Raw genomic sequence first — 24,064 nt, forward strand, 5'->3', positions numbered from 1 at the left:
CCATGCTGATCGTACTTTCTCCCGCTAAATCCTTGGATTACAAGACCCCAGTGAAGGTCAAGGCGCCCACCTTGCCTGAATTTGCTTCAGAATCGGCCAAATTGATTGCGGATCTGAAAAAACTCTCCCCCCAGGATGTATCCAAGTTAATGGGTTTGTCCGACCAATTGGCCGCCTTAAATGTGGGGCGTTACCGTGATTGGTCTAAGAAATTCACAGAAGAAAACAGCAAGCCAGCAATTTATGCTTTTGACGGTGACGTCTATGATGGCTTTGATGTGAAGACTCTCAATGCCAAAGCAGTTGATTTTGCTCAAGACCATGTCCGAATTCTGTCTGGTCTCTATGGCACCTTAAGGCCCTTGGATTTGATGCAAGCTTACCGCCTGGAAATGGGTACCACCTTTAAAAATGCAAGAGGCAAAGATCTGTATGCTTTTTGGGGTAATCGGGTGACCGATGCACTTAAGAAGATCTTAGAAAAGCAAAAGAAGCCTGTGCTGCTCAATTTAGCTTCAGAGGAGTATTTCAAGGTCTTGCAGCCTAAAGCATTGGATTGCCCGATTATTTCTCCGGTATTTCAGGATGCTAAAGACGGTAAGTACAAAATTATCTCGTTTTATGCAAAGCGAGCTCGCGGTTTAATGGCCCGTTATGTTGTTGAGAATCGCATTACGGATCCAGCAGATTTAAAAGGCTTTAATTTGGATGGTTATAAGTATTTTGCGGCAGAATCTAAGCCTGAAAAGCCAGTCTTTAGAAGGGCGGAGAAAAAATAATGGCCGTACATCGCACTAAGTCTTCGCAACGTAGTTCACCTGAAGTTGAAAAGCTGGTTTCTGATGCGATCTCTTTGGCAGCCTCTGGCAGTCAAGTAGAGGATCGTTTCTGGGAGGAGCGTCTCAATGTACGCCTGATGCGTTTGCTCAAAAGTCAAAATCAAAATGTCATTGATGCAGCTTTAGACCAAACCTTTCGTATCAATACAGTAGCGTTTGAGGTGCTTGCAGATTCAGCTGAAACTCTAGCGGAGTCGCTGAAGATGGAGCATGAAGGGCAGGAGTGGGATGTCCTCTTGCTGGCAATGCCAATTGTTGCTCACACCCGTTATCAAATTCCTTCTGGACCATTGCAGGCCAGCATGGTTGAGGCGACTGCACAAGCCTTGCATTCTGCCATTGCAGCACCTGATACACGTCTGGCGATTGTTCCTTGGCTCTACAGTATTGATCAAATGCCGCATTCTCATTGCCAAACTCGCATCTTGACGGAGGCCTTGGCGAATGCTGCGATCTGTAATAAAGATGTGAAGCTAGAGTTACGGGATATGTCTGAGACGATAGCTGTCTTAGCAGATCCGCGTTTTATCATTGCCGCCCTGAGCGCGCCGAGTGGAACGCCCATCTTCCGTTGGCAGGCCGAGCCTCCAGCACGTCAAGAGCGTGGCGTGAGTTTGATCGGTTGGCAAAACGCCATGCAAGAACCGATTGCTGCTTTACTGCCTGGCTGCGAGTTCGAGCTTTTATTGCCGGAGTCTTATTTTACGAACTGTCGTTTAGCGGATAAACATGTTCGGCCGCTGAGTATTCGGGCTGCGGTGAATTACTTAGAGAGTGGCTTAGGCATTCTTCCTGCTGGCTTATCTTGCGTAGTGGGTGCATTCGGCGAAGAGCAGGCAGATGAATACCGCATCTCCTTTAGTGCAAAAGGTTCTTCAGAAGTCATGTACGGAGTGATCTGGCCTTTGTATGACCGCGAGAGTGTGGCAAGCGATGCCTTAAATGACTTGTCAGATGATGAAAGCCCGATTAAAAAAATCTGCGATGCATTACATGATGCTGGTGTAGAGGATGTTTTTCGCCATGCGATGCTATTTGATCCAGAGCTATGCGATGACTGTGGAGCGCCACTATTTCCGGATAGATCGGGGGAGGCTGTGCACGCAGAGATGCCAGAAGACTCGCCAACCCAACAACCTTTATTTCATTAAGAAAATAAACAATAAAAAAGCCGAGAAATTCTCGGCTTTTTTATTAATGCGTTGAAGCAGAACTAGTTCTGGACAAATGGCTCTGCACCAGCAAACAAATGGGGCAACTTACCAGTTCGCATATCTGCAGTTTGGCAGAAGTCAGCTAGTCTGACACCCGCTTTGATGTTAAACAGCATTGCCTTATTACCCAACACAACGAGGTCGTGACCACTGTTGGTATTTTTGTAACGCAGGCTACCTGGCAGTGAAGTTTGACGGTCTAAGTCATAGGTTTTGGATTCCCAAGTTAAGCGAACTTTCTCGGTGGTTCCAGAAGTCTTGAACTGCTTGCTTTCACTGCAAGTCCATGTGAATACCTCTTCACTAGCGCTGACGTGCGCAGCAGCAAAGAGGCTGACTAGTACAACGCTAATAGAAAGAAGGTTTTTATTCATGTGTTTATTTTCCTTAAGAAAGCAAGTGCTTAACGCCAGCTTGCTCTTCAAGTAATTCGTTCAGGGTATGAGTCATGCGCTCACGGGAGAATTCATCAATCTCTAATCCTTCGATCATCTTGTATTCGCCGTTTTCGCAAACCACTGGGAAGCCATAAATCACTTCAGCTGGAATGCCGTATTCGCCTTTAGAAGGGATGCCCATAGTGACCCATTTGCCATTGGTGCCAAGAACCCAATCATGAATATGGTCAATTGCGGCATTCGCTGCAGAGGCTGCAGAAGACAAGCCACGAGCCTCAATAATCGCAGCACCACGCTTACCAACTGTTGGAATGTGAATATCTTTATTCCAAGCCGCATCGTTAATCGTATCTTTGACTGACTTGCCGCCAATCGTAGCAAAACGATAGTCTGGGTACATTGTTGGGCTGTGGTTGCCCCAAACAACAAATTTCTCAATGTCTGCAACAGGTTTGTTTAACTTGGCTGCCAACTGTGAGAGCGCGCGATTGTGATCCAGGCGTAACATTGCTGTGAAGTTCTTCGCAGGAATATCTGGAGCAGATTTCATGGCGATGTAAGCATTCGTGTTTGCTGGGTTACCAACCACCAATACCTTAACGGTCTTCTTAGCAACAGCGTTCAGTGCTTTACCTTGTGCTGTGAAAATTTGTGCATTGGCAGAGAGCAAATCTTTACGCTCCATACCAGGACCGCGTGGACGTGCGCCTACCAAAAGCGCTACATCGATATCTTTAAATGCTGTCATTGGGTCAGAATGGGCTGTCATGCCTGCCAATAGCGGAAATGCACAGTCTTCTAATTCCATCATGACGCCAGCTAAGGCTTTTTGAGCTTTTTCGTCTGGAATTTCAAGCAATTGAAGAATAACGGGCTGGTCTTTACCCAACATATCGCCATTGGCGATGCGGAATAGTAGGGAATATCCGATTTGACCGGCTGCGCCGGTTACTGCGACACGCATTGGGGCTTTTGCCATTACTAATAACTCCAGGGGAAGGTTAATTAATCAAAACTTTTCTATTATCCATTCAAGTGTATGGACTTTAGCTTTACACTGTCAATGACGTCTTATATAAGACTAAAATTACCCCTGAATTTTATCTAATTGATATCGACTGGAGTCAATTTGTCAGAATTAAATGTGCCTGTAGCCTCATTTAGCCCCCTGTACGAGCAGATAAAGGCAATGATTTTGGCCAGATTGCAAGCCTCTGAATGGCTTCCGGGGGCAGCTATTCCTAGTGAAATGGAGCTGGCAGCCCGCTATGCGGTTAGCCAAGGAACTGTTCGTAAGGCCATTGATGAGTTAGCCGCCCAAAACCTCTTGGTAAGGCGTCAAGGGAAGGGTACTTTTGTGGCTACCCACCAAGAAGATGACTGGCAATACCGTTTTTTACGCTTAGCCCCTGACTCTGGCGAAAAATTTCATCTGATCAACCAGTTCTTGGTTTGTGTCAATACCAAGGCTAGCCCATATATCGCTAATTTGCTCAAATTAAAGGCAGGTGATGCGGTCATTCATATTGATCGTGTTCAGAGCTTTGCGGGCAAACCTGTTGTTTTTGAAGAGATTTGGCTGCCTGGAGCTCGCTTTAAGGGGCTTGATCTGGATGCTCTTCATGCCTGGCATGGTCCGGTATACGCTTTTTACGAGAGCCAGTTCGCTACGCACATGGTGCGAGCAGAGGAAAAAATCAAGGCAGTGGCTGCCGATGAAGTCTTGGCTGGGCACCTCCATTTGCCAGTGGGAGCGCCACTCCTATCTGTTGAGCGGGTAGCCTTTACCTACGGGAATAAACCAGTAGAAATTCGGCACGCAAGATACGACACTTCTGAGCAGCATTACGAAAATAAATTGAACTGAAAATATCCGTTAAAACCCCTATTTCACGCTTTTAAACACTAAAAAATCCACACCACCCCTAAGGTTTCCAATAGAATATGTTGCGACACAACAAAATTACATTAAACCTCCACACAAACATAGAGATTGCACATGGTTGATACACAGCAAAATGTAAAAAAAGATAGACCGGTTTACCGAAATATAGGTCTAGCGCAGCTCGTTAAATATCGCCTTCCTTGGGCTGGCAAAGTTTCCATTCTTCATCGCATTAGCGGTGCCGCATTATTCCTTTTGCTGCCATTTATCCTCTATATCTTTGATCAGAGTCTTGCCTCTGAGTTGAGTTATCAAAAGTTCCAGGCTTTCACTGGCAACATCCTCGTAAAAATAATTTGTCTTGGTTTGATTTGGTCATTCTTGCACCACTTCTGTGCTGGTATTCGCTACCTCTTGCTCGATTTAGAAATCGGAGTGGAGAAGTCTGAAGCGAATCGTTCCGCCATCGTTGTTCTATGTGTTGGCCTAGCTTTGACTGCAGTAGTCGGTCTCAAATTATTTGGCTTGTACTAAGCGCACATTATTTAAGGAAATTTCATGCCTATTTATCAAATTGGACCCAAGCGCTTAGTTGTAGGCGCGCATTACGGCCTTAAAGAATGGATCATCCAACGTGTCACAGCGATTGTGATGGTGGTGTTTACGATTGTTTTGCTAGTTGACTATTGCATTACTGGTAGCGCAACTTACGAGGGCTGGTCAGGCTTGTTTGCTAATCAGTTCATGAAGTTGTTGACGCTTTTAGCGTTCATCAGTTTGTTCTATCACGCTTGGATTGGTATCCGTGACATCTGGATGGATTACATCAAGCCTGTCAGCATTCGTTTAACACTCCAAGTGTTGACCGTTCTGTATCTCGTAGCCTGTGCGGCCTATGCCGTCCAAATTTTGTGGAAAGTGTAATTCGATGACTGGGATTCAAAAATCATTACCACGCCGCCGTTTTGATGCGGTAATTGTTGGTGCGGGTGGTTCAGGTATGCGTGCTTCATTGCAGTTGGCTGAAGCTGGCTTGAACGTCGCTGTATTAACCAAAGTATTCCCAACACGCTCACACACTGTTGCTGCACAAGGTGGTATTGGTGCTTCATTAGGCAATATGAGTGAAGACAATTGGCACTATCACTTTTATGACACCATTAAAGGGTCTGACTGGTTAGGTGACCAAGACGTCATCGAGTTCATGTGTCGTGAAGCTCCAAAAGTGGTTTACGAGTTAGAGCATTTTGGTATGCCTTTTGACCGTAACCCAGATGGCACGATTTATCAGCGTCCATTCGGTGGTCATACTGCCAACTACGGTGAGAAGCCAGTGCAACGTGCTTGTGCTGCCGCTGACCGAACAGGTCATGCCATGTTGCATACCTTATATCAACGTAACGTGCGCGCTAAAACCAATTTCTTTGTTGAGTGGTTGGCGCTCGATTTAATCCGTGATGATGAGGGCGATGTTGTTGGTGTTACTGCTCTCGAAATGGAAACTGGTCAGGTTTATATCTTAGAAGCCAAAGTTGTGATGATGGCAACCGGGGGTGCAGGCCGTATTTGGGATGCATCTACTAACGCATTTATTAATACTGGTGACGGTATGGGGCTTGCAGCTCGCGCAGGCATTCCGTTGGAAGATATGGAGTTCTGGCAATTCCACCCAACTGGCGTAGCTGGTGCGGGTGTGTTGTTGACTGAAGGTTGCCGCGGTGAAGGTGGAATCTTGCGCAATAAAGATGGTGAGCGCTTCATGGAACGTTATGCGCCAACCTATAAAGATTTAGCCCCACGCGATTTCGTATCCCGTTGCATGGATCAAGAGATTAAAGAAGGGCGCGGTTGTGGCCCGAACGGTGACTATGTAGTACTCGACTTAACTCACATTGGCGCCGAGACAATCATGAAGCGTTTGCCTTCTGTTTATGAGATCGGCATCAATTTTGCAAACGTTGACGTTACCAAGGAACCAATTCCTGTTGTGCCAACGATTCACTACCAGATGGGCGGTATTCCTACCAACATCAATGGTCAAGTAGTTGTGCCTGCTAATGGAATTCACAATGAAATCGTTAATGGCTTGTATGCAATTGGTGAGTGCTCTTGTGTTTCTGTGCATGGCGCAAATCGCTTAGGTACAAACTCATTGCTCGATCTCTTGGTATTTGGTCGTGCAGCAGGCAATCATATTGTTGGTCTGAATTTGAAAAATCGCGAATTCAAACCCTTGCCTAAAAATGCTGGTCAGCAAACTATGGAGCGCATTGCGAAGTTGGATAATTCCACTTCTGGTGAGTATGCACAAGACGTTGCCAATGACATTCGTAAAACAATGCAGAAATACGCTGGCGTATTCCGCAATCAAGAGTTGATGGATGAAGGCGTTCGTCAAATGGCGAAGTTAACTGAGCGTGCGAAAAACTTGTGGGTTAAAGACAAATCTGAAATTTTTAATACTGCACGTATTGAGGCTTTGGAAGTGGCTAACTTGGTTGAGACTGCAAATGCAACCATGATTTCTGCGGCGGCTCGTAAAGAAAGTCGCGGCGCGCATTCACATGATGACCATCAAGAGCGCGATGATGAGAACTGGATGAAGCATACCCTTTGGTACAGCGAAGGCAATAAGCTGACTTACAAGCCGGTTGTATTAAAGCCTTTGACCGTAGAGTCCTTCCCACCTAAAGAACGTACTTTCTAAGCGAAGAGAAATAGAGATGAGTGATATCCGTATATTTGAAATTTACCGCTACGATCCAGATGTCGATGCTGCTCCGCGCATGCAGCGCTATGAGTTAGAGCTCACTGGCGAGCGGATGTTGTTAGATGCTTTGATCTCCTTGAAGAAGCAAGACGAAACCATTTCTTATCGTCGTTCATGCCGTGAAGGTGTATGCGGTTCAGACGCAATGAACATTAATGGCAAAAACGGCTTGGCTTGTTTGACCAATATGTTGACTTTGCCTAAAGTCATCACATTGCGCCCATTACCTGGCTTGCCAGTTGTGCGCGATTTAATCGTCGATATGACTTTGTTCTTTAAACAGTATTTGTCTATCAAGCCTTACTTGGTTAATGACAATCCCCCTCCAGAAAAAGAGCGTCTCCAGAGCCCTGAAGAGCGTGAAGAGTTGAATGGCTTGTATGAGTGCATCTTGTGCGCATCATGCTCAACTTCATGCCCATCATTCTGGTGGAACCCCGATAAGTTTGTTGGTCCGGCGGGCTTATTGCAGGCCTATCGATTTATTGCTGATAGCCGTGATGAGGAAACATCGCAGCGTTTGGATAACTTAGAAGATCCGTATCGTTTGTTCCGTTGCCATACCATCATGAATTGCGTGGATGTATGTCCTAAGCACTTGAACCCAACGAAGGCAATCGGCAAGATCAAGGAGTTAATGGTTCGCAGGGCGGTATGACCCTCGGTAATGCAGAGTTATATCGTTTAAAAAGCGATGCTCGTAGGGGCTTGCTAGAGAATGATTTAATTTTGCAACGTTTCTTTGAGCGTTACGGCGCTCAGCTAAGCGTAGAGGATGGAAGGGTATTAAGCCAGTTATTGGCCTTAGATGACAATGATCTGATGGATTTGTTGATTGGTCGTAAAGATTCGGTGGCAGGATTGGAAAAGGAGATGCAGTCAGACTTCTTTAAAACAGTATTGCAAAAGCTGAGAGAGAAGTAATTCGGCTTTTTGGTGTAGCAGTAGTGAAGGCATAGAAACGAATAGTGTATTAATCATAATTTTGAATGACTAAGGATTAGAAATGATTGAATCGGACATCAAAGCAAAACTCTCGTTTTCGGATGGCACGCCAGATATTGATCTGCCAATTTACAAAGGAACCGTTGGTCCTGACGTAATCGACATTCGCAAGCTTTATGGTCAGACGGGTAAGTTCACCTACGACTCCGGCTTTCTTTCTACTGCGTCATGCAATAGCAAAATCACCTACATCGATGGCGATAAGGGTGAGTTGCTCTATCGCGGCTATCCAATTGAAGATTTAGCTCACAACTGCGACTTCTTGGAAACTTGCTTTCTTTTAATCAATGGTGAGTTGCCAAACGCTACCCAGAAAAAAGATTTCGAAGATATGGTCATGCACCACACCATGGTTCATGAGCAGATGCAATTCTTCTTGCGCGGTTTCCGTCGCGATGCACATCCAATGTCTGTGTTGACTGGCTTGGTTGGTGCAATGGCTGCGTTCTATCATGATGAAATTGATTACAGCGATTCACATGCGCGCGAAGTAGCGCAGATTCGTCTGATTGCAAAAATGCCGACTTTGGTAGCAATGTCTTATAAATATTCAGTAGGGCAGCCGTTTATCTATCCAGATAACTCTTTGTCCTATACCGCTAACTTCATGCGTATGATGTTTGCAACCCCATGCGAGCAGTACAAAGTAAATCCAGTATTGGTTCGTGCCTTGGACCGCATTTTTATCTTGCACGCAGACCATGAGCAAAATGCTTCGACGTCAACTGTACGTTTGTGCGGCTCTTCAGGCACAAACCCATTTGCAGCGATCTCTGCTGGTATTGCTTGTCTCTGGGGTCCAGCCCACGGCGGTGCAAACGAAGCTTGCTTGCAGATGCTCAATGAGATTCAAGCCCAGGGTGGCGTTGATAAGATTCATGAATTCATTGCTCAAGTTAAGGATAAGAACTCTAGCGTTCGCTTGATGGGCTTTGGTCACCGTGTTTATAAGAACTTTGATCCACGTGCAAAATTAATGCGCGAAACTTGCCATGAAGTATTGGCTGAGCTTGGTCTACAAGATGATCCATTGTTCAAGTTGGCAATGACTCTTGAGAAAATTGCATTAGAAGATGAGTACTTCGTGAGCCGCAAGCTTTATCCAAACGTAGACTTCTACTCAGGTATCGTTCAGCGCGCACTTGGCATCCCAACAGAAATGTTCACTTGCATCTTCGCTTTAGCAAGAACAGTAGGTTGGATTGCACAGTGGGAAGAAATGATTACCGATCCAGAGTACAAGATCGGACGTCCACGTCAGTTATATGTTGGTGAAACCTCACGCAAGGTTCCTAACATCTCAGCTCGTAAATAAGGTTCTAAGGGTCACTCATGTCTCGTACGCTTTATGACAAATTGTGGGATGACCACGTTGTTTACTCTGAAGAAGATGGCACAGCGACGATCTATATTGATCGTCAGCTCTTGCATGAGGTAACTAGTCCTCAGGCGTTTGAAGGCTTGAATTTGGCTGGTCGCCCCGTGTGGCGTATTTCTGCTAATTTGGCAGTGTCTGATCACAACGTTCCAACGACAGACCGCTCAGAAGGAATTGCAGATCCGATCTCTAAATTACAAGTAGACACTTTGGATCAAAACTGTGATGCCTTTGGTATTACCCAATACAAAATGAATGATGCCCGCCAGGGGATTGTTCACGTCATTGGACCAGAGCAGGGTGCAACCTTGCCAGGCATGACAGTTGTATGCGGCGACTCTCATACAAGCACCCATGGCGCATTTGGTGCTCTTGCATTTGGTATTGGTACCTCTGAAGTGGAGCATGTATTAGCAACACAAACTTTGCTCATGAAAAAGAGCAAAAATATGCTTGTCAGAGTTGATGGTCGTCTGCAACCAGGCTCTACTGCTAAAGATATCGTCTTGGCTGTGATTGGCAAGATTGGTACTGCAGGTGGAACTGGTTACACCATTGAGTTTGCTGGCGAAGCGATTCGCAATTTGTCGATGGAAGGTCGTATGACCATCTGTAATATGGCAATTGAAGCTGGTGCACGATCTGGTTTAGTTGCTGTTGATGAAACTACTATTGAATATATTCAAGGTCGTCCATATGCACCAAAAGGCCCAGCGCTTTTACAAGCCTTGCAATATTGGAGAACCTTACATTCTGATGCGGATGCCAAGTTTGATGCAGTGGTGGAATTGCGCGCAGAAGAAATTGCGCCTCAAGTCACTTGGGGTACTTCACCAGAGATGGTGCTTGCTATTAGTGAGCGCGTTCCTGATCCAGAAAAAGAGCGAGATCCAAACAAGCGTTCTGCAATGGAGCGTGCATTGGAGTATATGAATCTCATTCCCAATACGCCGCTCAGTAGCATCCCTGTTGACAAGGTATTTATTGGCTCCTGCACGAATAGCCGCATCGAAGATATGAGAGCTGCTGCTAAGGTGGTTGATCGCCTGGGTAAAAAAGTGGCGGCCAATGTGAAGCTGGCATTGGTTGTTCCTGGCTCTGGTTTGGTAAAAGCGCAAGCAGAGCGTGAGGGCTTGGACCGCATCTTTAAGGCTGCTGGCTTTGAGTGGCGTGAGCCTGGTTGTTCTATGTGCTTAGCGATGAATGCTGATCGCTTAGAGCCTGGTGAGCGTTGCGCCTCTACTTCTAATCGTAATTTTGAAGGTCGCCAAGGCAATGGTGGCAGAACCCATTTGGTAAGTCCTGCAATGGCAGCTGCTGCTGCAATTGAAGGTCATTTTGTTGATGTACGTAAGATTTCATAAGGGGATAAACATGAAATTTTCTCCAGTATCTTTAATTGCTCGATTAGCTTTAGTTGCACTCTTTGGCCTCTTTATCTCTGCCTGTGCCAATACCATGGAAGGAGTTGGCAAAGATTTGCAGACCATGGGCAATTCAATGGGCGGATCTAGCTCTACACAGCAAAACAATCAATCACAAACCAAGGGTAAGGACGTTGTTGTTACCCCTGTAAAGTAAACATTAAGAGTTAAGTCAGAATCATGGATAAATTTACGGTATACAAAGGTTTAGTTGCTCCGCTTAATCGCGAGAACGTGGATACCGACGCCATCATTCCCAAGCAGTTTCTGAAATCTATTAAGAAAACTGGTTTCGGTCAAAACTTGTTTGATGAATGGCGCTATCTGGATCATGGTGAGCCAGGACAAGATTGCAGTACACGTCCGGTTAACCCAGACTTTGTCCTGAATCAGGCGCGCTATCAGGGTGCAGGCATTCTGTTGGCCCGTAAAAACTTTGGTTGCGGTAGCTCCCGCGAACATGCCCCTTGGGCACTTGATCAATTTGGCTTTAGGGCAGTGATTGCCCCAAGTTTTGCTGATATTTTTTACAATAATTGCTTCAAAAATGGTCTTTTACCGATCGTTTTGACAGAAATCCAGGTTGACCACTTATTTAATGAAACCCTTGCGTTTAGTGGTTATCAGTTGACCATTGACTTAGAGGCTCAGCAGGTGATTACCCCTGATGGCACCGCCTATAGCTTTGATGTGGCCCCATTTAGAAAGTATTGCCTTCTCAACGGTTTGGACGATATTGGCTTAACTCTGCGCCATGCAGATAAAATCAAGGCTTATGAAGCTGAGCGCATTCTGAAAATGCCTTGGCTTGCTACCCAATTGCCGTAATTTTAGATTTAAAGGCCTTTCATGAAAATTGCAGTTCTACCGGGCGATGGTATCGGCCCGGAAATCGTCGCTCAAGCTGTTCGAGTATTAAATGCACTCGGCCAAAAGTTTGATTTAGAGGAAGCACCTGTTGGTGGCGCTGCCTATGATGTGGCCGGTCATCCATTGCCGCCAGCAACTTTAGAGTTGGCTAAAAAAGCAGATGCTATTTTGTTTGGTGCAGTAGGCGATTGGAAATATGACGCTCTTGCACGCGAACTGCGTCCAGAGCAGGCCATTTTGGGATTGCGCAAACACTTGGAGTTATTTGCTAACTTCAGACCAGCGATTTGCTATCCAGAGTTGACTGCTGCTTCTAGTTTGAAGCCAGAAATTATTGGCGGCTTGGATATTTTGATCGTACGTGAATTGAACGGTGATATCTATTTTGGCCAGCCTCGTGGTATTCGTAGCTCTGAGTTGCCATTATTTAAAGGTGCACGCGAAGGTTTTGACACTATGCATTACAGCGAGCCTGAAGTAGAGCGCATTGGTCGCGTTGCTTTTGAGGCGGCACGTAAACGTGGCAACAAGGTCTGTAGCGTTGATAAGGCTAACGTTTTAGAAACATCACAGCTCTGGCGCGAAGTTATGATTCGGATTTCTAAAGAGTATCCGGATGTTGAGTTGTCTCATATGTACGTCGACAACGCTGCGATGCAATTGGTTAAGGCCCCTAAAGCCTTTGATGTGGTGGTAACTGGCAATCTGTTTGGCGATATTTTGTCGGATGAGGCTGCAATGTTGACTGGTTCAATTGGTATGCTGCCTTCAGCTTCCTTAGATAAGAATAACAAAGGCTTGTATGAGCCAAGTCATGGCTCTGCACCTGATATTGCCGGCAAAGATATTGCTAATCCATTAGCAACCATTCTTTCAGCTGCAATGATGCTGCGCTATTCCCTAGGAATGCCTGCTGAAGCGGACCGAATTGAAAAAGCGGTACAAAAAGTATTGGCACAAGGTTTGCGAACTGCTGATATTTATACCGAAGGCACTCAAAAAGTATCCACAGTACAGATGGGTGATGCAGTAGTTGCAGCACTTTCATAAATTCAAATTAAAAATTTATTAGATAGTTAATCATCATGGCAAATACAAATACACCATTGGTAGGTTTAGTTGGCTGGCGTGGCATGGTCGGCAGCGTTCTCATGGATAGAATGTTGGCCGAAAAAGACTTTGATTTCATCGAGCCGGTATTTTTTAGCACTAGCCAGGCAGGCGGTGAGGTTCCGCTGATCAATGGCAAAAAAGTGAGTAAGAATGAAACCACTCTAAAAGACGCCAATGATATTCAGGCACTCTCACGCTGCGACATCATTCTGACTTGCCAAGGTGGCGACTACACCAACGACATCTTCCCTAAGCTGCGTGCTGCAGGCTGGAATGGTCATTGGATTGATGCTGCTAGCGCCTTGCGCATGAAAGATGATGCTGTATTGGTTTTAGATCCTGTTAATCGTCCCGTGATTGATAAGGCTTTAGCTGCTGGCGGCAAGAATTGGATTGGCGCTAACTGCACCGTGAGCTTAATGATGATGGCAATGGGTGGTTTGGTGAAGGCTGATATGGTGGAGTGGATTAGCGCCATGACTTACCAAGCCGCATCTGGTGCTGGCGCGCAGAATATGCGTGAGTTGCTTTTGCAAATGGGTGCTTTGCGCGACAGCGTTGCTACTGAATTGGCAGATCCTTCATCCTGGATTTTGGATATTGATCGCAAGGTTACTGAAACATTGCGTTCGCCAGATTTTCCGAAGAAAAATTTCCGTAATACTGCATTGGCTGGCAGCTTAATTCCATGGATTGATGTTCCGGTTGAGAACGGTCAAACTAAAGAAGAGTGGAAGGGCGGCTCTGAATTTAACAAGATTTTGGGCCGTCCGGCTTTCCGTACGCCAGGTAGCATTCCGATTGATGGCTTATGTGTGCGTGTTGGTGCAATGCGCTGTCACTCACAAGGTCTGACAGTGAAGTTGAAGAAAGATATTCCGCTGAAGGAAATCGAAACTATTTTGGCTAACGATAACCAGTGGGTCAAAGTAGTTCCGAATGATCGTGAGACTACTGAGCGTGATTTATCCCCAGCAGCAGTGAGTGGTACTTTGACTGTGCCAATTGGCCGTTTGCATAAGATGGCGATGGGGCCGGAGTACTTGGCTGCCTTTACTGTAGGCGATCAGCTCTTGTGGGGTGCTGCAGAGCCATTACGCCGTATGCTCAGAATCTTGCTCGAAAAATAATGTTTAGAAATTACCAGCGCAGCTTGGTAAAAGCGCTTTGCTTTGTTTGGCTGAGTTGGTCTTGTACAGCCTGGGCAATCACTTTAGGCTCACCCCAGTTGCAGTCTAAATCCGGAGAGCCTCTTCGGGTTGAGATTCCAATTAGAGTCGCTGCAGATGAGCAGGGTGCTTTATCAAGTCTCAGGGCAAGTACTTTGCCAAAGGCTTCGTATGAGCGCCTTGGAATATCACCAAAGGTTTTAGACCTTAATACTCAAGTTTCGGTTTACCGTAATCGTCAAGAGCAACTGATGGTTTTAGTAGAGACGGTGAATGCTGTACCGGTATCGGACGATCCATTTGTGGATGTATTGATTAATCTGAACTGGTCTAGTGGTAGCATCACCAAAACGTTTACTTTGCTCTTGGGTGATGTTCAAAAAGTTCTCGTCAAACCCGGTCAAACCCTCTCCGAGATCGCTGCGCTGATGGCGCCCCAGTTAGATGGCGCCACCTTGGATCAAACTATGATGGCTTTGTATAAAGCCAATCCAGATGCTTTTGCTAGCGGCAGTATTAATCGTTTAGCAGCAGGTGCAGAGTTAAATAAACCCAGTCAAGCGCTTCTGCGTTCAATCAGTCCGGCTGAAGCCAATCAATTTGTAGCTGAGGCTAATGCCCAGTGGCGCGCCGAGAGAGAGGGCGCTAATGGCTCACAAGACCAATCTAAGTCTAGCAATGCTAAGACTGCAGAAACCTCTCCTAAAGATCGCCTTAAGATTGGCTCTAGTACTGATGGCAATGATCAAGAGCGCCGCTATACAGAAGAACTTGTTGCTCAAGAAAAGCAATTGGAACAAGCTAAGGCTCGTGTTGCAGAGCTAGAAAAGAATGTTGCCGATCTGCAGCGACTTTTAGAGAAGTCAAAAGAGAAAAAATCAGTTGAGGATAATTTTGGCTTAGGTGTTTTTGGGCCAGCGATTGTGGCACTTACTTTAATTGCATTAACAGCTTTATTGCTATGGGGCTTCGCTCGTAATGCGCGCCGTTCCGAACTGACTAGCTTTCAGGATCCGGAAGCTTCTGCCAGTCATACACATCAGAAGCCAAGTCCAAGTAATGTCGAAATGCCTGAGCGTGCCAAAGCACTATTTGCTGGGATTGATTTGGATCTTTCTAAGCCGCCAGCAGATGTGCCCAAAGTATCGCCTGCACCGATTCCCAATCCTTTGGCAGATACACTGCGTGTCAAATTAAATCTTGCACGTGCTTACATCACAATTGAAGATTTTTCTGCTGCCAAGAAATCCCTAGATGAAGTATTGCGTGTAAGTAATTCGGTAGACCCCACCATTACGATTGAAGCTCAGGGCTTGTTAGCCGAGATCTTGCATCGCAATGCCTAGGGTGATAAGGGTCTTTTAATGCGTATAGCCCTTGGCCTGCAATATGATGGCAGCCCATACTCTGGTTGGCAAACACAGGTAAATCAACCTTCAGTTCAAGATGAACTGGAGAGGGCAATTTCTGCCTTTGTTGGCGATGCCTGCAAAGATTCCCCTATTAAAACGATTACAGCAGGCAGAACTGATGCTGGTGTTCATGCTTTGGGGCAGGTGATTCACTTTGATACCCATGTTGAGCGTGAAGATTTCTCATGGGTGAGGGGCGTTAATTCATTTTTGCCATCCTCGATTGTGGTGAATTGGGCTAAAGAAGTTCCAGAAGAATTTAGTGCCCGCTTCTCGGCATTTGAGCGCACTTATATATACGCGCTTCATGCAGGACCTTGTCGCTCACCAATGGTCAATAGCCGAGCAGGTTATCTCTTGCTGCCGCCAAATAAGTGGTTAGACATTGAGGGTATGAAAAAATCAGCTCAATGTTTGATTGGCGAACATGACTTTAGTTCTTTTAGATCATCCGAATGCCAGAGTAAGACGCCAGTAAAAACAATGTACTCAATTGAAATTATTTCCCAAGAGCCATGGGTATATTTCAAGATTCGTGGCAATGCTTTCTTGCACCATATGGTGCGTAATTTAGTAGGATGTTTTCTGCAAATCGGGCAGGGTAGGCAAAAACCAGAATGGATGGCTGAAGTTTTGGCAGCCAAAGACCGAAGAGTTGCGGCGCCCACATTTATGCCTGATGGCCTCTACTTAGCCAAAATTGCCTATCCAGAAGAGTTTGGCATCCCAGCCCCATGGCTAGAGAATTCCTGGTTGCCCCATTTCTAAGAAAAAACAGCGTTCTAGTATCAATAGGTGGCCTATTAGCCCTTAGGTCAATGCTACAAGTATAGAATTTTGAGATGATCTTTTTCCTACAACAAAAGGTGGTCCTATGTTTAAGTCAAAAACCAATCAGAATTTAGGCAAGTCCGTAGAAAATTTTGAAACCATCATTGGCGCTAGTTTAAGAGTTGATGGGAACTTATTGTTACGCAACAGTGTGCGCATTGATGGCATTGTCAACGGCAATATTTTGCAAGACGATGAGCATGAGGCTACTGTAGCAATTGCAAAGGGTGCGACTGTTACTGGCGATATTCGGGCAAAGCATGTCATCGTATCTGGTAATTTGCGCGGCAACATTTTTTCCTCAGATCGTGTTGAGCTATTGGATTCAGCATTTGTAACTGGCGATATTACTTATGGCAGTTTAGGCATGCAAGTAGGGGCACGCGTAGATGGTAAATTGCGCCAAGCTGATTCGGATTTTTCAGTCCGATCAGCTGAGGCAACGATCGCTCAAGCAATGCAGAAAAATAATGCAACTTAGAATTTAGCCATGCAAATTTTTTGGGTCTCGGGCCCCGTTGGAAAAATTCGTCGTATCAACCTAACCCTCCGTAATTTATTGGTTGGTATCTTTGGCTTTGCTTTTTCTTTGATTTTGCTCGGAGTATTTCTGCAGTACATGGGCTTTCAGATGGCCATTGAATACAACCCCCAATTGGCAAGGCAGCTTGGTAATGTTCATACTGCTGTTGAGCTTGAGAATCTCAATTCTTTTTACCGACAAAAGTTGACTGATATCGAAAAGCAAGTGGGTATTTATCAGACCAAAATTAATGAATTGGAAGTCAGTAATCAAAAGCTATCTGCTTTAGCAACACCCCCCGCATTGCAAAAAGAGAAGTTAAAGCCGATGTCTGTGGGCGGTCCATTTATTACTCCGTCTCATTCGCAAGTTAATCCCAGCCTAATGAGTGCTTTGCAAGAGTCTTTGCATGATATGAAGCACAACAATATTTATTTGAATAAGCTTTCATCACACTGGAATAGTCACATCGCCTGGCTTGAAGCTAAGCCAGTGGGATATCCTATTAAAGAGCGTATTTCTATTTCAAGTGGCTTTGGAAAGCGCTTAGATCCATTTAAAAACTCCTGGAGTGAACATTTAGGTATTGATTTTCAGGCTCCAATAGGGGCGACCATCATTGCCGCAGGAGATGGGGTGGTAACTAAGGCAGTGCGTGACCCTGTATACGGCAACTTATTGGTTATTGATCATGTGGACCAATTTCAATCTCGATATGCCCACGCTAGTGAACTTTTAGTCTCTGAGGGAGTAAAAGTACAGAGAGGGCAGGCTATTGCTAAGGTTGGTGCAACAGGTCGTGCTACCGGACCACATCTTCATTACGAGGTTTTAAGGGGTGGTAAGCTCATTGACCCATCTAGTATGTTGTTGGGTGCTGCTAGCGCCCAGTAGGCTGGATATCCGCCCCTTACCTTATCATTGAGGTTATGGGCTTATTGACATACTCAGCTGGGCGGACCAGGGTCAAAATCTGCGGTTTAAAGACCTCGGCCGATACTGATGCGGCTGTTGCTGCCGGGGTTGATGCGGTCGGCTTCGTCTTTTATCCCCCAAGTGTGCGTGCTGTTACCCCAAATATGGCTGCACAGCTCATTTCTAGGCTTCCAGCAGGGGTAGATGCGGTGGGCTTGGTTGTCAATGCTACAGATGAGGAGTTTGCTGCAATTAAAGCAGCTGCCCCAATTACCTTATGGCAGTTTCATGGGGATGAGACCCCAGAGCGCTGTTTGGAGCTGGCAGATGGCCAACCCTGGATGAAAGCCGCCCGGGTTGGGCAGGACTTCGCATTTAGTGATTTTTCCCTACAATATAGGCAAGCAAACGCTTTTCTGCTGGATGCCCTCGTCGAGGGTTATGGTGGCGGAGGCGTTCCTTTTGATTGGCAAGGAATTCCACAGACATGGGTAAGCGAAAACGCGCCTCGGGTCGTTTTGAGTGGTGGATTGAACACGCACAACGTGGGCGAGGCGATTGCTCGCCTGCATCCTTGCGCGGTTGACGTCTCCAGTGGCGTAGAAAGCAGCAGGGGTGTTAAAGATCCTGCGCTCATGGCTCAATTTGTTAAAGCAGTGCGCGCGGCAGATGAGAAATCATCATCCCAATAATTTGCTGTAGATAAATCAAAAGAGGTAGCTATGTACGACAAGCCAGATGCACGAGGACACTTCGGTCCTTACGGCGGTGTGTTTGTTTCTGAGACATTGATGTTTGCATTGGATGAGCTCAAAGAAGCTTATGCAAAGTATCAAAACGACCCAGAATTTATTGAAGAGTTTCATTACGAACTCAAACACTTTGTAGGTAGACCATCTCCGGTTTATCACGCTAAGCGTTGGAGCGAAATGCTAGGTGGCGCACAGATTTACCTCAAGCGTGAAGATCTGAACCATACTGGCGCACACAAGATTAATAACGTAATTGGCCAAGCAATGTTGGCTAAACGTATGGGTAAGCCACGCATCATTGCAGAGACAGGAGCAGGGCAACACGGCGTTGCCACAGCAACCATTTGCGCCCGATTTGGCTTAGATTGCACCGTTTACCAAGGTTCTGTAGACGTAGCCCGTCAAGCGCAAAACGTCTTTCGCATGAAATTACTTGGTGCCAAAGTAGTTCCTGTTGAGTCAGGTACCAAAACATTAAAAGATGCTCTCAATGAAGCTATGCGTGATTGGGTTACCAATGTAGAGAACACTTTCTACATTATTGGTACTGTCGCTGGACCACACCCTTATCCAATGATGGTGCGCGATTTCCAGAGCGTGATTGGTGAAGAGTGCAAGGTACAAATGCCAGAGATGACTGGCCGTCAACCAGATTATGTTTTAGCTTGTGTTGGTGGTGGCTCTAATGCGATGGGTATTTTCTATCCCTATATCAATTTCCCTGAAGTGAAACTCGTTGGTGTTGAAGCGGCAGGTCATGGACTTGGTAGCGGCTTACATTCAGCAGCACTCTGTGTTGGTAAACCAGGCGTATTGCATGGCAATCGCACTTACTTACTGCAAGATGAGAATGGTCAAATCTCAGAAACCCATTCTGTATCAGCCGGCATGGACTACCCTGGTGTTGGCCCTGAGCATGCTTGGTTGAAAGACTCTGGTCGTGCTGACTACGTGGCTATTACAGACGAGGAGGCCTTAAAAGCATTCCACGATTGCTGCCAAATTGAAGGCATCATTCCTGCGTTGGAGTCTTCCCATGCGATTGCTTATGCCTGCAAGCTAGCAAAGACCTTGCCCAAAGATAAAACCATCTTGGTGAATCTGTCAGGTCGCGGCGATAAAGATATGCACACTGTTGCGCAAGCAACGGGTTCTGAAGGTTAATAAGAGCAATGTCAAAAATTACGGCGCTCTTTAAAGAGCTAAAAGCATCAGGCAAAAAAGGATTAATTCCTTTTATTACTGCAGGCGATCCAGATCCAAAGCAAACGGTTGAGTTAATGCATGCATTGGTACGTGGCGGCTCAAGCGTGATTGAGTTAGGCGTACCTTTCTCGGATCCAATGGCTGATGGTCCAGTAATTCAGAGATCATCAGAGCGAGCATTAACGCATGGCGTGACATTGCACGGCTGCCTTGAAATGGTCAAAGAGTTTCGCAAGAAAGATACCAACACACCAGTTGTCTTAATGGGTTATGCAAATCCTGTTGAGCAAATGGGAGCAGAGCGTTTTGCAACTGAAGCAAAAGCTGCCGGTGTAGATGGTCTGCTGATTGTGGATTACCCGCCAGAAGAGTGCGTTGATTTTGCTGCGCGTATGCGCGTTGCAGGTATTGATCCTATTTTCCTATTGGCACCAACTTCATCTCATGAGCGAATTAAAGAGGCTGCGAAAATCGCTTCTGGTTATATTTATTACGTTTCCATGCGCGGAGTTACTGGTGCTTCGCACCTAAATACTCAAGACGTAGCTAGCATCATTCCCAAGATTCGCGAAGAGACCGACATTCCAATCGCTGTAGGCTTTGGGATTAGTGATGCTGCTAGTGCCAAGGCGGTATCCCAGAGCGCAGATGCCGTCGTGATTGGTAGTCGAATTATTCGTCTTTTGGAGGATGCACCCCCGGGGCAGGCGGTACAATCATTGGAAACCTTCATTCGCGAGATTCGCGACGCATTGGATAGTTAAAACTAATGAGCTGGATAGATAAATTACTCCCACCCCAAATTCAACATACTGATCCTGCAAATCGCAAATCAGTACCTGAGGGGCTTTGGGTTAAGTGCCCGAGCTGTGAAACGGTTCTCTACAGCACAGATATCGAAGCCAATCTTTCAGTATGTCCAAAATGCAGTCATCACATGCGCATTGGTGCGCGTCAGCGCTTAGACAACTTACTCGATCCAAAGGGTCGTTATGAAATTGGCGCAGACATCTATCCAACTGATCCACTGAAATTCAAAGATTCAAAAAAATATCCAGACCGCATTAAAGAAGCAAATGATGCCTCTGGTGAAACAGAAGCTTTAATTGTGATGGGTGGAAAGATTGAGACCATTCCAGTGGTTGCTGCTTGCTTTGAATTCCAATACATGGGTGGTTCGATGGGCTCTGTAGTAGGCGAGCGCTTTGCCCGTGGAGTTCAAGAAGCGATTGATAAGAAATGCGCTTTCATTTGTGTGACTGCTACCGGTGGCGCGCGTATGCAAGAGAGTTTGTTGTCTTTATTTCAGATGGCAAAGACCAACTCGATGTTGACCTTGCTCTCTAAAAAAGGTCTGCCTTATATCAGCGTCTTGACTGATCCGACCATGGGCGGCATCTCCGCTAGTTTTGCCTTTATGGGTGATGTCGTAATGGCTGAACCAAAAGCCTTAATTGGTTTTGCCGGCCCACGTGTTATCGAGCAAACTGTGCGCGAAAAGTTGCCAGAAGGATTTCAGCGTTCTGAGTTCTTGATGCAAAAAGGTGGTATCGACATGATTGTTGACCGTCGCCAAATGCGTGGTGAGATTGCGCGATTATTAGCGCTCTTGCAAAAGCTTCCAGAGCCTGCGATTGCGGGTAGCGCAGCCGTTTAAGCGCTTGAGTACAGCACACCAACCCCCAATTCTTTTTTCTAGCCTAGAGGCTTGGCTTAGTCACCTCGAAACAGCCCACCCAGTCGGTATCGATATGGGGCTGGAACGGATTAATCGGGTTAAAGAGGCATTAGGTCTTCACTTTGATTGCCCAGTAATTACGGTTGCTGGTACCAATGGCAAGGGTTCTACTTGCGCCTATCTCGAGAGTATTTTGTTAGCTTCTGGCTATCGTGTTGGCTGTCATACTTCACCACACTTACTGAAATTCAATGAGCGTGCTCGTGTTAATGGGCAAGAGGTTGGCGATGATCTTTTGCTGGAACATTTCACTGCTGTTGAAAATGCACGCGTGAGCCTGGTAGATGCGCCAACGCTAACGTATTTTGAGTTCACTACTTTAGCCATCATGCATCTGTTCTCTAAAGCAAATTTAGACGCAGTGGTGTTAGAAGTTGGTATGGGTGGTCGCTTAGATGCCGTCAATATTGTGGATGCCGATTGCGCCATCGTTACTAGTATTGATATTGATCATGCAGATTTTTTGGGCGGTACCAGAGAAGCCATTGGTCGCGAGAAGGCTGGGATCTTCCGGCCAGGACATATTGCAGTGTGTGGCGATCCCATCCCGCCTCAATCTTTAATTGACTATGCTGAAGAGCTTGGCTGTGATCTTTGGTTGCAGGGTCGAGACTATAACTTCCAGGGTGATAAACAGCAGTGGGGTTGGGCTGGACGCAAGAAGCGCTTTAGTGGCCTCGGCTATCCCGCATTACGCGGAGCCAATCAAATTCTCAATGCCTCGGCTGTGATTGCCGCTTTGATGGCCCTTCATCAGCGCTTGCCTGTGAGTGCTCAGGATATTCGCAATGGCTTTGCCATGGTTGAGTTGCCGGGTCGCTTTCAGGTCTTGCCAGGGCAGCCAACGGTGGTACTGGATGTCGCCCATAATCCCCATGCAGCTGCCACCTTGGGTCAGGGCTTAGACAAAATGGGTTATCACCCCTATACCTACGCCATCTTTGGAGCTATGGCGGATAAAGATATTGATGGGGTGATTAAGCCCTTGTTGGATATTGTGGATTTCTGGTTTTGTACAGATTTACCTACCCCTAGGGCGGCTAGCGCCTTATCACTGGCGCAGAGGCTTGAGGCCGCGGGCGTAAGGCCTCAAAACGGGGCTGATGGCGGTATTGAATGCTTCCCAGATCCTGCTGCAGCGTATCAAAAAGCCCTATCAAAAGCGGGTGAGGGTGATAGAATTGTGATCTTCGGATCCTTCTATACCGTTGCAGGCGTAATGACTTACCGAAACAACCAGGCCCATTGATCCATGATTCGTTTACCGAGCTTCTTTAAGCGAAAAACACAGGCTGATGACCTTGAATTAGGTTCAGTAGGGAGACGCTCCTCTAAACGCGCTGCTCCTCGTAGTTTCCAGCGTGCTGCTGAAGTAGAAGAGCTCGCTCTCACAGAAGACCCAGAACAACAAAGAGCTCGCCATCGATTAATTGGCGCTGCCGTATTGGTCCTCATCGCGGTAGTTGGCCTGCCACGTATTTTAGACAACAAGCCTAAATCGGCTCCTAACGATATCGCTGTCAATATTGTCACCAGTCTGCCAATCCCAGGAACAGAAGCAAAGCCTGAAGAGAGGCCTAAAGCAGAAGTAGCGGCTGAGCCGGTAAAAGAAGCGCCCAAAGTAGCTGCCACTCCAGAGCCAAAACCAGAAGTGAAAGCTGAAGTTAAGCCATCACCCGCACCAAATAAAGCTGCTGGATTGGGATTGGCTGCTGGCGAAGAGGTTATTGCCGCCAATAATGCCAAGCCCAAAGTGGATGATGCCGTCAAGCCTGCAAATACGAATTCTGAAAACAGCGCCGCAAATGGTTCGGGAAAGTACGTCATTCAGATTGGCGCATTTGCTTCTGAAGAGCGCGCTAAAGGTTGGATTGCAAAGTTAAAAGATCAAAAGATTCCAAACTATGTGTTGAATAAGAACGGTAGCGATGGCAGCAAGCTTTATGTTCTCCGCGCTGGTCCATATACCGATAAAGATGCTGCAGAAGCAGCGGAAAAGAAAATTAAGGCGATGGGTCTATCACCAAGACTCGTCGAGACTGGTAAGCAGTAATGGAATACTTATCCACCTTAAAGCTAACATCGGTGGATTATTTCACCCTAGTTGTGCTCCTGGTATCTGCCTTGGTGGGTATCTCTCGCGGCCTGTTTAAAGAAGTTCTTGCACTGGCATCTTGGTTTGTAGCTGCATGGGTTGCTTATCACTACACAAATTACCTTTCTACAGAATGGCTCTCTACATTTCACCTAGATGAATTGCTTAGTCTGGGTGTGAGCTTTTTGATTCTTTTCGTATTGACGCTAATTGTTTGCGGACTATTCGGTGGCTTAGTGCAAAAAATTATCTTGTCAGCGGGCTTGAGTTTGACAGATCGATTCTTGGGTCTAGTTTTTGGTTTGGCGCGTGGCGCTTTGGTTGTCGTTATTTTGGCGACGCTGGCTGCATTAACGCCAATTCCACAAAGTATGGCCTGGAAAGATGCCATTACAAGACCTGCTATCGATATGGCAACCGGTTTAATCAAAGGTTGGCTGCCAGCTGACTGGGCTAAGCAATTGGGCGAGGCAATACCCAAAGTAACACCTACCATTACTCCTAAATTAACAATAGGAATCTAGAGA

The 24,064-nt window shown here is 46.2% G+C and carries 27 protein-coding genes; 25 read left to right on the plus strand and 2 right to left on the minus strand.

Annotated features, from left to right (window positions below):
- Positions 1-2 precede the first annotated feature (2 nt).
- Positions 3-779, plus strand: a complete 777-nt coding sequence (yaaA, locus tag ICN13_RS03280) for a peroxide stress protein YaaA (protein WP_216138947.1) — start codon at positions 3-5, stop codon at positions 777-779.
- Positions 779-1,990, plus strand: a complete 1,212-nt coding sequence (locus ICN13_RS03285) for a DUF2863 family protein (protein WP_216138948.1) — start codon at positions 779-781, stop codon at positions 1,988-1,990. Before yaaA ends, ICN13_RS03285 begins: the two co-directional genes overlap by 1 nt.
- A 62-nt stretch (positions 1,991-2,052) precedes the next feature.
- On the opposite strand, the gene ICN13_RS03290 is transcribed toward ICN13_RS03285, so the two are convergent.
- Positions 2,053-2,427 carry a hypothetical protein gene (locus ICN13_RS03290; RefSeq protein ID WP_216138949.1) on the minus strand — a complete coding sequence of 125 codons (375 nt, stop codon included), beginning with the start codon at positions 2,425-2,427 and terminating at the stop codon, positions 2,053-2,055.
- A gap of 13 nt (positions 2,428-2,440) precedes the next feature.
- Entirely contained in the window at positions 2,441-3,430 is a 990-nt protein-coding gene (locus ICN13_RS03295; RefSeq protein ID WP_216138950.1) for a malate dehydrogenase, read from the minus strand.
- Positions 3,431-3,580: 150 nt separating this feature from the next.
- Here ICN13_RS03295 and ICN13_RS03300 point away from each other — a divergent pair, with 150 nt between their 5' ends.
- From ICN13_RS03300 to ICN13_RS03410, 23 genes are all read left to right on the plus strand, one after another.
- Positions 3,581-4,318 carry a GntR family transcriptional regulator gene (locus tag ICN13_RS03300; protein ID WP_216138951.1) on the plus strand — a complete coding sequence of 246 codons (738 nt, stop codon included), beginning with the start codon at positions 3,581-3,583 and terminating at the stop codon, positions 4,316-4,318.
- A 132-nt stretch (positions 4,319-4,450) separates the two neighbouring features.
- A complete protein-coding gene (gene sdhC / locus ICN13_RS03305) occupies positions 4,451-4,870 on the plus strand; it encodes a succinate dehydrogenase, cytochrome b556 subunit (protein WP_216138952.1) in 420 nt (139 codons plus the stop codon).
- Between the two features lie 24 nt (positions 4,871-4,894).
- On the plus strand, positions 4,895-5,260 hold the full coding sequence (gene sdhD, locus ICN13_RS03310; RefSeq protein WP_087909830.1) for a succinate dehydrogenase, hydrophobic membrane anchor protein: 366 nt from the start codon (positions 4,895-4,897) through the stop codon (positions 5,258-5,260).
- A 4-nt stretch (positions 5,261-5,264) separates the two neighbouring features.
- Entirely contained in the window at positions 5,265-7,043 is a 1,779-nt protein-coding gene (gene sdhA, locus ICN13_RS03315) for a succinate dehydrogenase flavoprotein subunit (protein WP_216138953.1), read from the plus strand.
- Positions 7,044-7,059: 16 nt separating this feature from the next.
- A complete protein-coding gene (locus ICN13_RS03320) occupies positions 7,060-7,764 on the plus strand; it encodes a succinate dehydrogenase iron-sulfur subunit (RefSeq protein ID WP_215294049.1) in 705 nt (234 codons plus the stop codon).
- Positions 7,761-8,030 (plus strand): succinate dehydrogenase assembly factor 2, encoded by a 270-nt coding sequence (locus ICN13_RS03325; RefSeq protein WP_216138954.1) that lies wholly within the window; start codon positions 7,761-7,763, stop codon positions 8,028-8,030. Before ICN13_RS03320 ends, ICN13_RS03325 begins: the two co-directional genes overlap by 4 nt.
- Before the next feature lie 82 nt (positions 8,031-8,112).
- Positions 8,113-9,426, plus strand: a complete 1,314-nt coding sequence (gltA, locus tag ICN13_RS03330) for a citrate synthase (RefSeq protein ID WP_216138955.1) — start codon at positions 8,113-8,115, stop codon at positions 9,424-9,426.
- 17 nt (positions 9,427-9,443) lie between these two features.
- Positions 9,444-10,853, plus strand: a complete 1,410-nt coding sequence (gene leuC / locus ICN13_RS03335; protein ID WP_216138956.1) for a 3-isopropylmalate dehydratase large subunit — start codon at positions 9,444-9,446, stop codon at positions 10,851-10,853.
- Between the two features lie 10 nt (positions 10,854-10,863).
- Positions 10,864-11,070, plus strand: coding sequence for a hypothetical protein (locus ICN13_RS03340; RefSeq protein WP_216138957.1), 207 nt, complete (start codon positions 10,864-10,866; stop codon positions 11,068-11,070).
- Positions 11,071-11,093: 23 nt separating this feature from the next.
- Positions 11,094-11,741 carry a 3-isopropylmalate dehydratase small subunit gene (gene leuD / locus ICN13_RS03345; RefSeq protein WP_216138958.1) on the plus strand — a complete coding sequence of 216 codons (648 nt, stop codon included), beginning with the start codon at positions 11,094-11,096 and terminating at the stop codon, positions 11,739-11,741.
- A gap of 21 nt (positions 11,742-11,762) precedes the next feature.
- On the plus strand, positions 11,763-12,833 hold the full coding sequence (gene leuB / locus ICN13_RS03350) for a 3-isopropylmalate dehydrogenase (protein WP_216138959.1): 1,071 nt from the start codon (positions 11,763-11,765) through the stop codon (positions 12,831-12,833).
- Between the two features lie 35 nt (positions 12,834-12,868).
- A complete protein-coding gene (gene asd / locus ICN13_RS03355; protein WP_216138960.1) occupies positions 12,869-14,026 on the plus strand; it encodes an aspartate-semialdehyde dehydrogenase in 1,158 nt (385 codons plus the stop codon).
- On the plus strand, positions 14,026-15,411 hold the full coding sequence (locus tag ICN13_RS03360; protein WP_216138961.1) for a FimV/HubP family polar landmark protein: 1,386 nt from the start codon (positions 14,026-14,028) through the stop codon (positions 15,409-15,411). Before asd ends, ICN13_RS03360 begins: the two co-directional genes overlap by 1 nt.
- 18 nt (positions 15,412-15,429) lie before the next feature.
- Positions 15,430-16,245: a tRNA pseudouridine(38-40) synthase TruA gene (gene truA, locus ICN13_RS03365; protein WP_216138962.1), complete on the plus strand. Its 816-nt coding sequence runs from the start codon at positions 15,430-15,432 to the stop codon at positions 16,243-16,245.
- Positions 16,246-16,351: 106 nt separating this feature from the next.
- On the plus strand, positions 16,352-16,789 hold the full coding sequence (locus tag ICN13_RS03370) for a polymer-forming cytoskeletal protein (RefSeq protein WP_216138963.1): 438 nt from the start codon (positions 16,352-16,354) through the stop codon (positions 16,787-16,789).
- Between the two features lie 9 nt (positions 16,790-16,798).
- Positions 16,799-17,725 (plus strand): M23 family metallopeptidase, encoded by a 927-nt coding sequence (locus ICN13_RS03375; protein WP_216138964.1) that lies wholly within the window; start codon positions 16,799-16,801, stop codon positions 17,723-17,725.
- Between the two features lie 35 nt (positions 17,726-17,760).
- On the plus strand, positions 17,761-18,438 hold the full coding sequence (locus ICN13_RS03380) for a phosphoribosylanthranilate isomerase (protein ID WP_216138965.1): 678 nt from the start codon (positions 17,761-17,763) through the stop codon (positions 18,436-18,438).
- Between the two features lie 30 nt (positions 18,439-18,468).
- Positions 18,469-19,662, plus strand: coding sequence for a tryptophan synthase subunit beta (gene trpB / locus ICN13_RS03385; protein WP_216138966.1), 1,194 nt, complete (start codon positions 18,469-18,471; stop codon positions 19,660-19,662).
- Between the two features lie 8 nt (positions 19,663-19,670).
- The gene (trpA, locus tag ICN13_RS03390; RefSeq protein ID WP_216138967.1) at positions 19,671-20,468 is read left to right on the plus strand and encodes a tryptophan synthase subunit alpha; all 798 of its coding nucleotides are present in this window, start codon (positions 19,671-19,673) and stop codon (positions 20,466-20,468) included.
- Positions 20,469-20,473: 5 nt separating this feature from the next.
- Entirely contained in the window at positions 20,474-21,361 is an 888-nt protein-coding gene (gene accD, locus ICN13_RS03395) for an acetyl-CoA carboxylase, carboxyltransferase subunit beta (protein WP_215367552.1), read from the plus strand.
- A gap of 4 nt (positions 21,362-21,365) precedes the next feature.
- On the plus strand, positions 21,366-22,691 hold the full coding sequence (gene folC / locus ICN13_RS03400) for a bifunctional tetrahydrofolate synthase/dihydrofolate synthase (RefSeq protein ID WP_216138968.1): 1,326 nt from the start codon (positions 21,366-21,368) through the stop codon (positions 22,689-22,691).
- A 3-nt stretch (positions 22,692-22,694) separates the two neighbouring features.
- On the plus strand, positions 22,695-23,495 hold the full coding sequence (locus ICN13_RS03405; RefSeq protein ID WP_216138969.1) for an SPOR domain-containing protein: 801 nt from the start codon (positions 22,695-22,697) through the stop codon (positions 23,493-23,495).
- Entirely contained in the window at positions 23,495-24,061 is a 567-nt protein-coding gene (locus tag ICN13_RS03410; RefSeq protein WP_216138970.1) for a CvpA family protein, read from the plus strand. The genes ICN13_RS03405 and ICN13_RS03410 overlap by 1 nt, the downstream gene beginning before the upstream one ends.
- Positions 24,062-24,064: the final 3 nt, after the last annotated feature.

The sequence above is a fragment of the Polynucleobacter sp. MWH-Berg-3C6 genome, from assembly GCF_018881855.1.
In the GTDB taxonomy this organism is placed as follows: Bacteria; Pseudomonadota; Gammaproteobacteria; order Burkholderiales; family Burkholderiaceae; genus Polynucleobacter.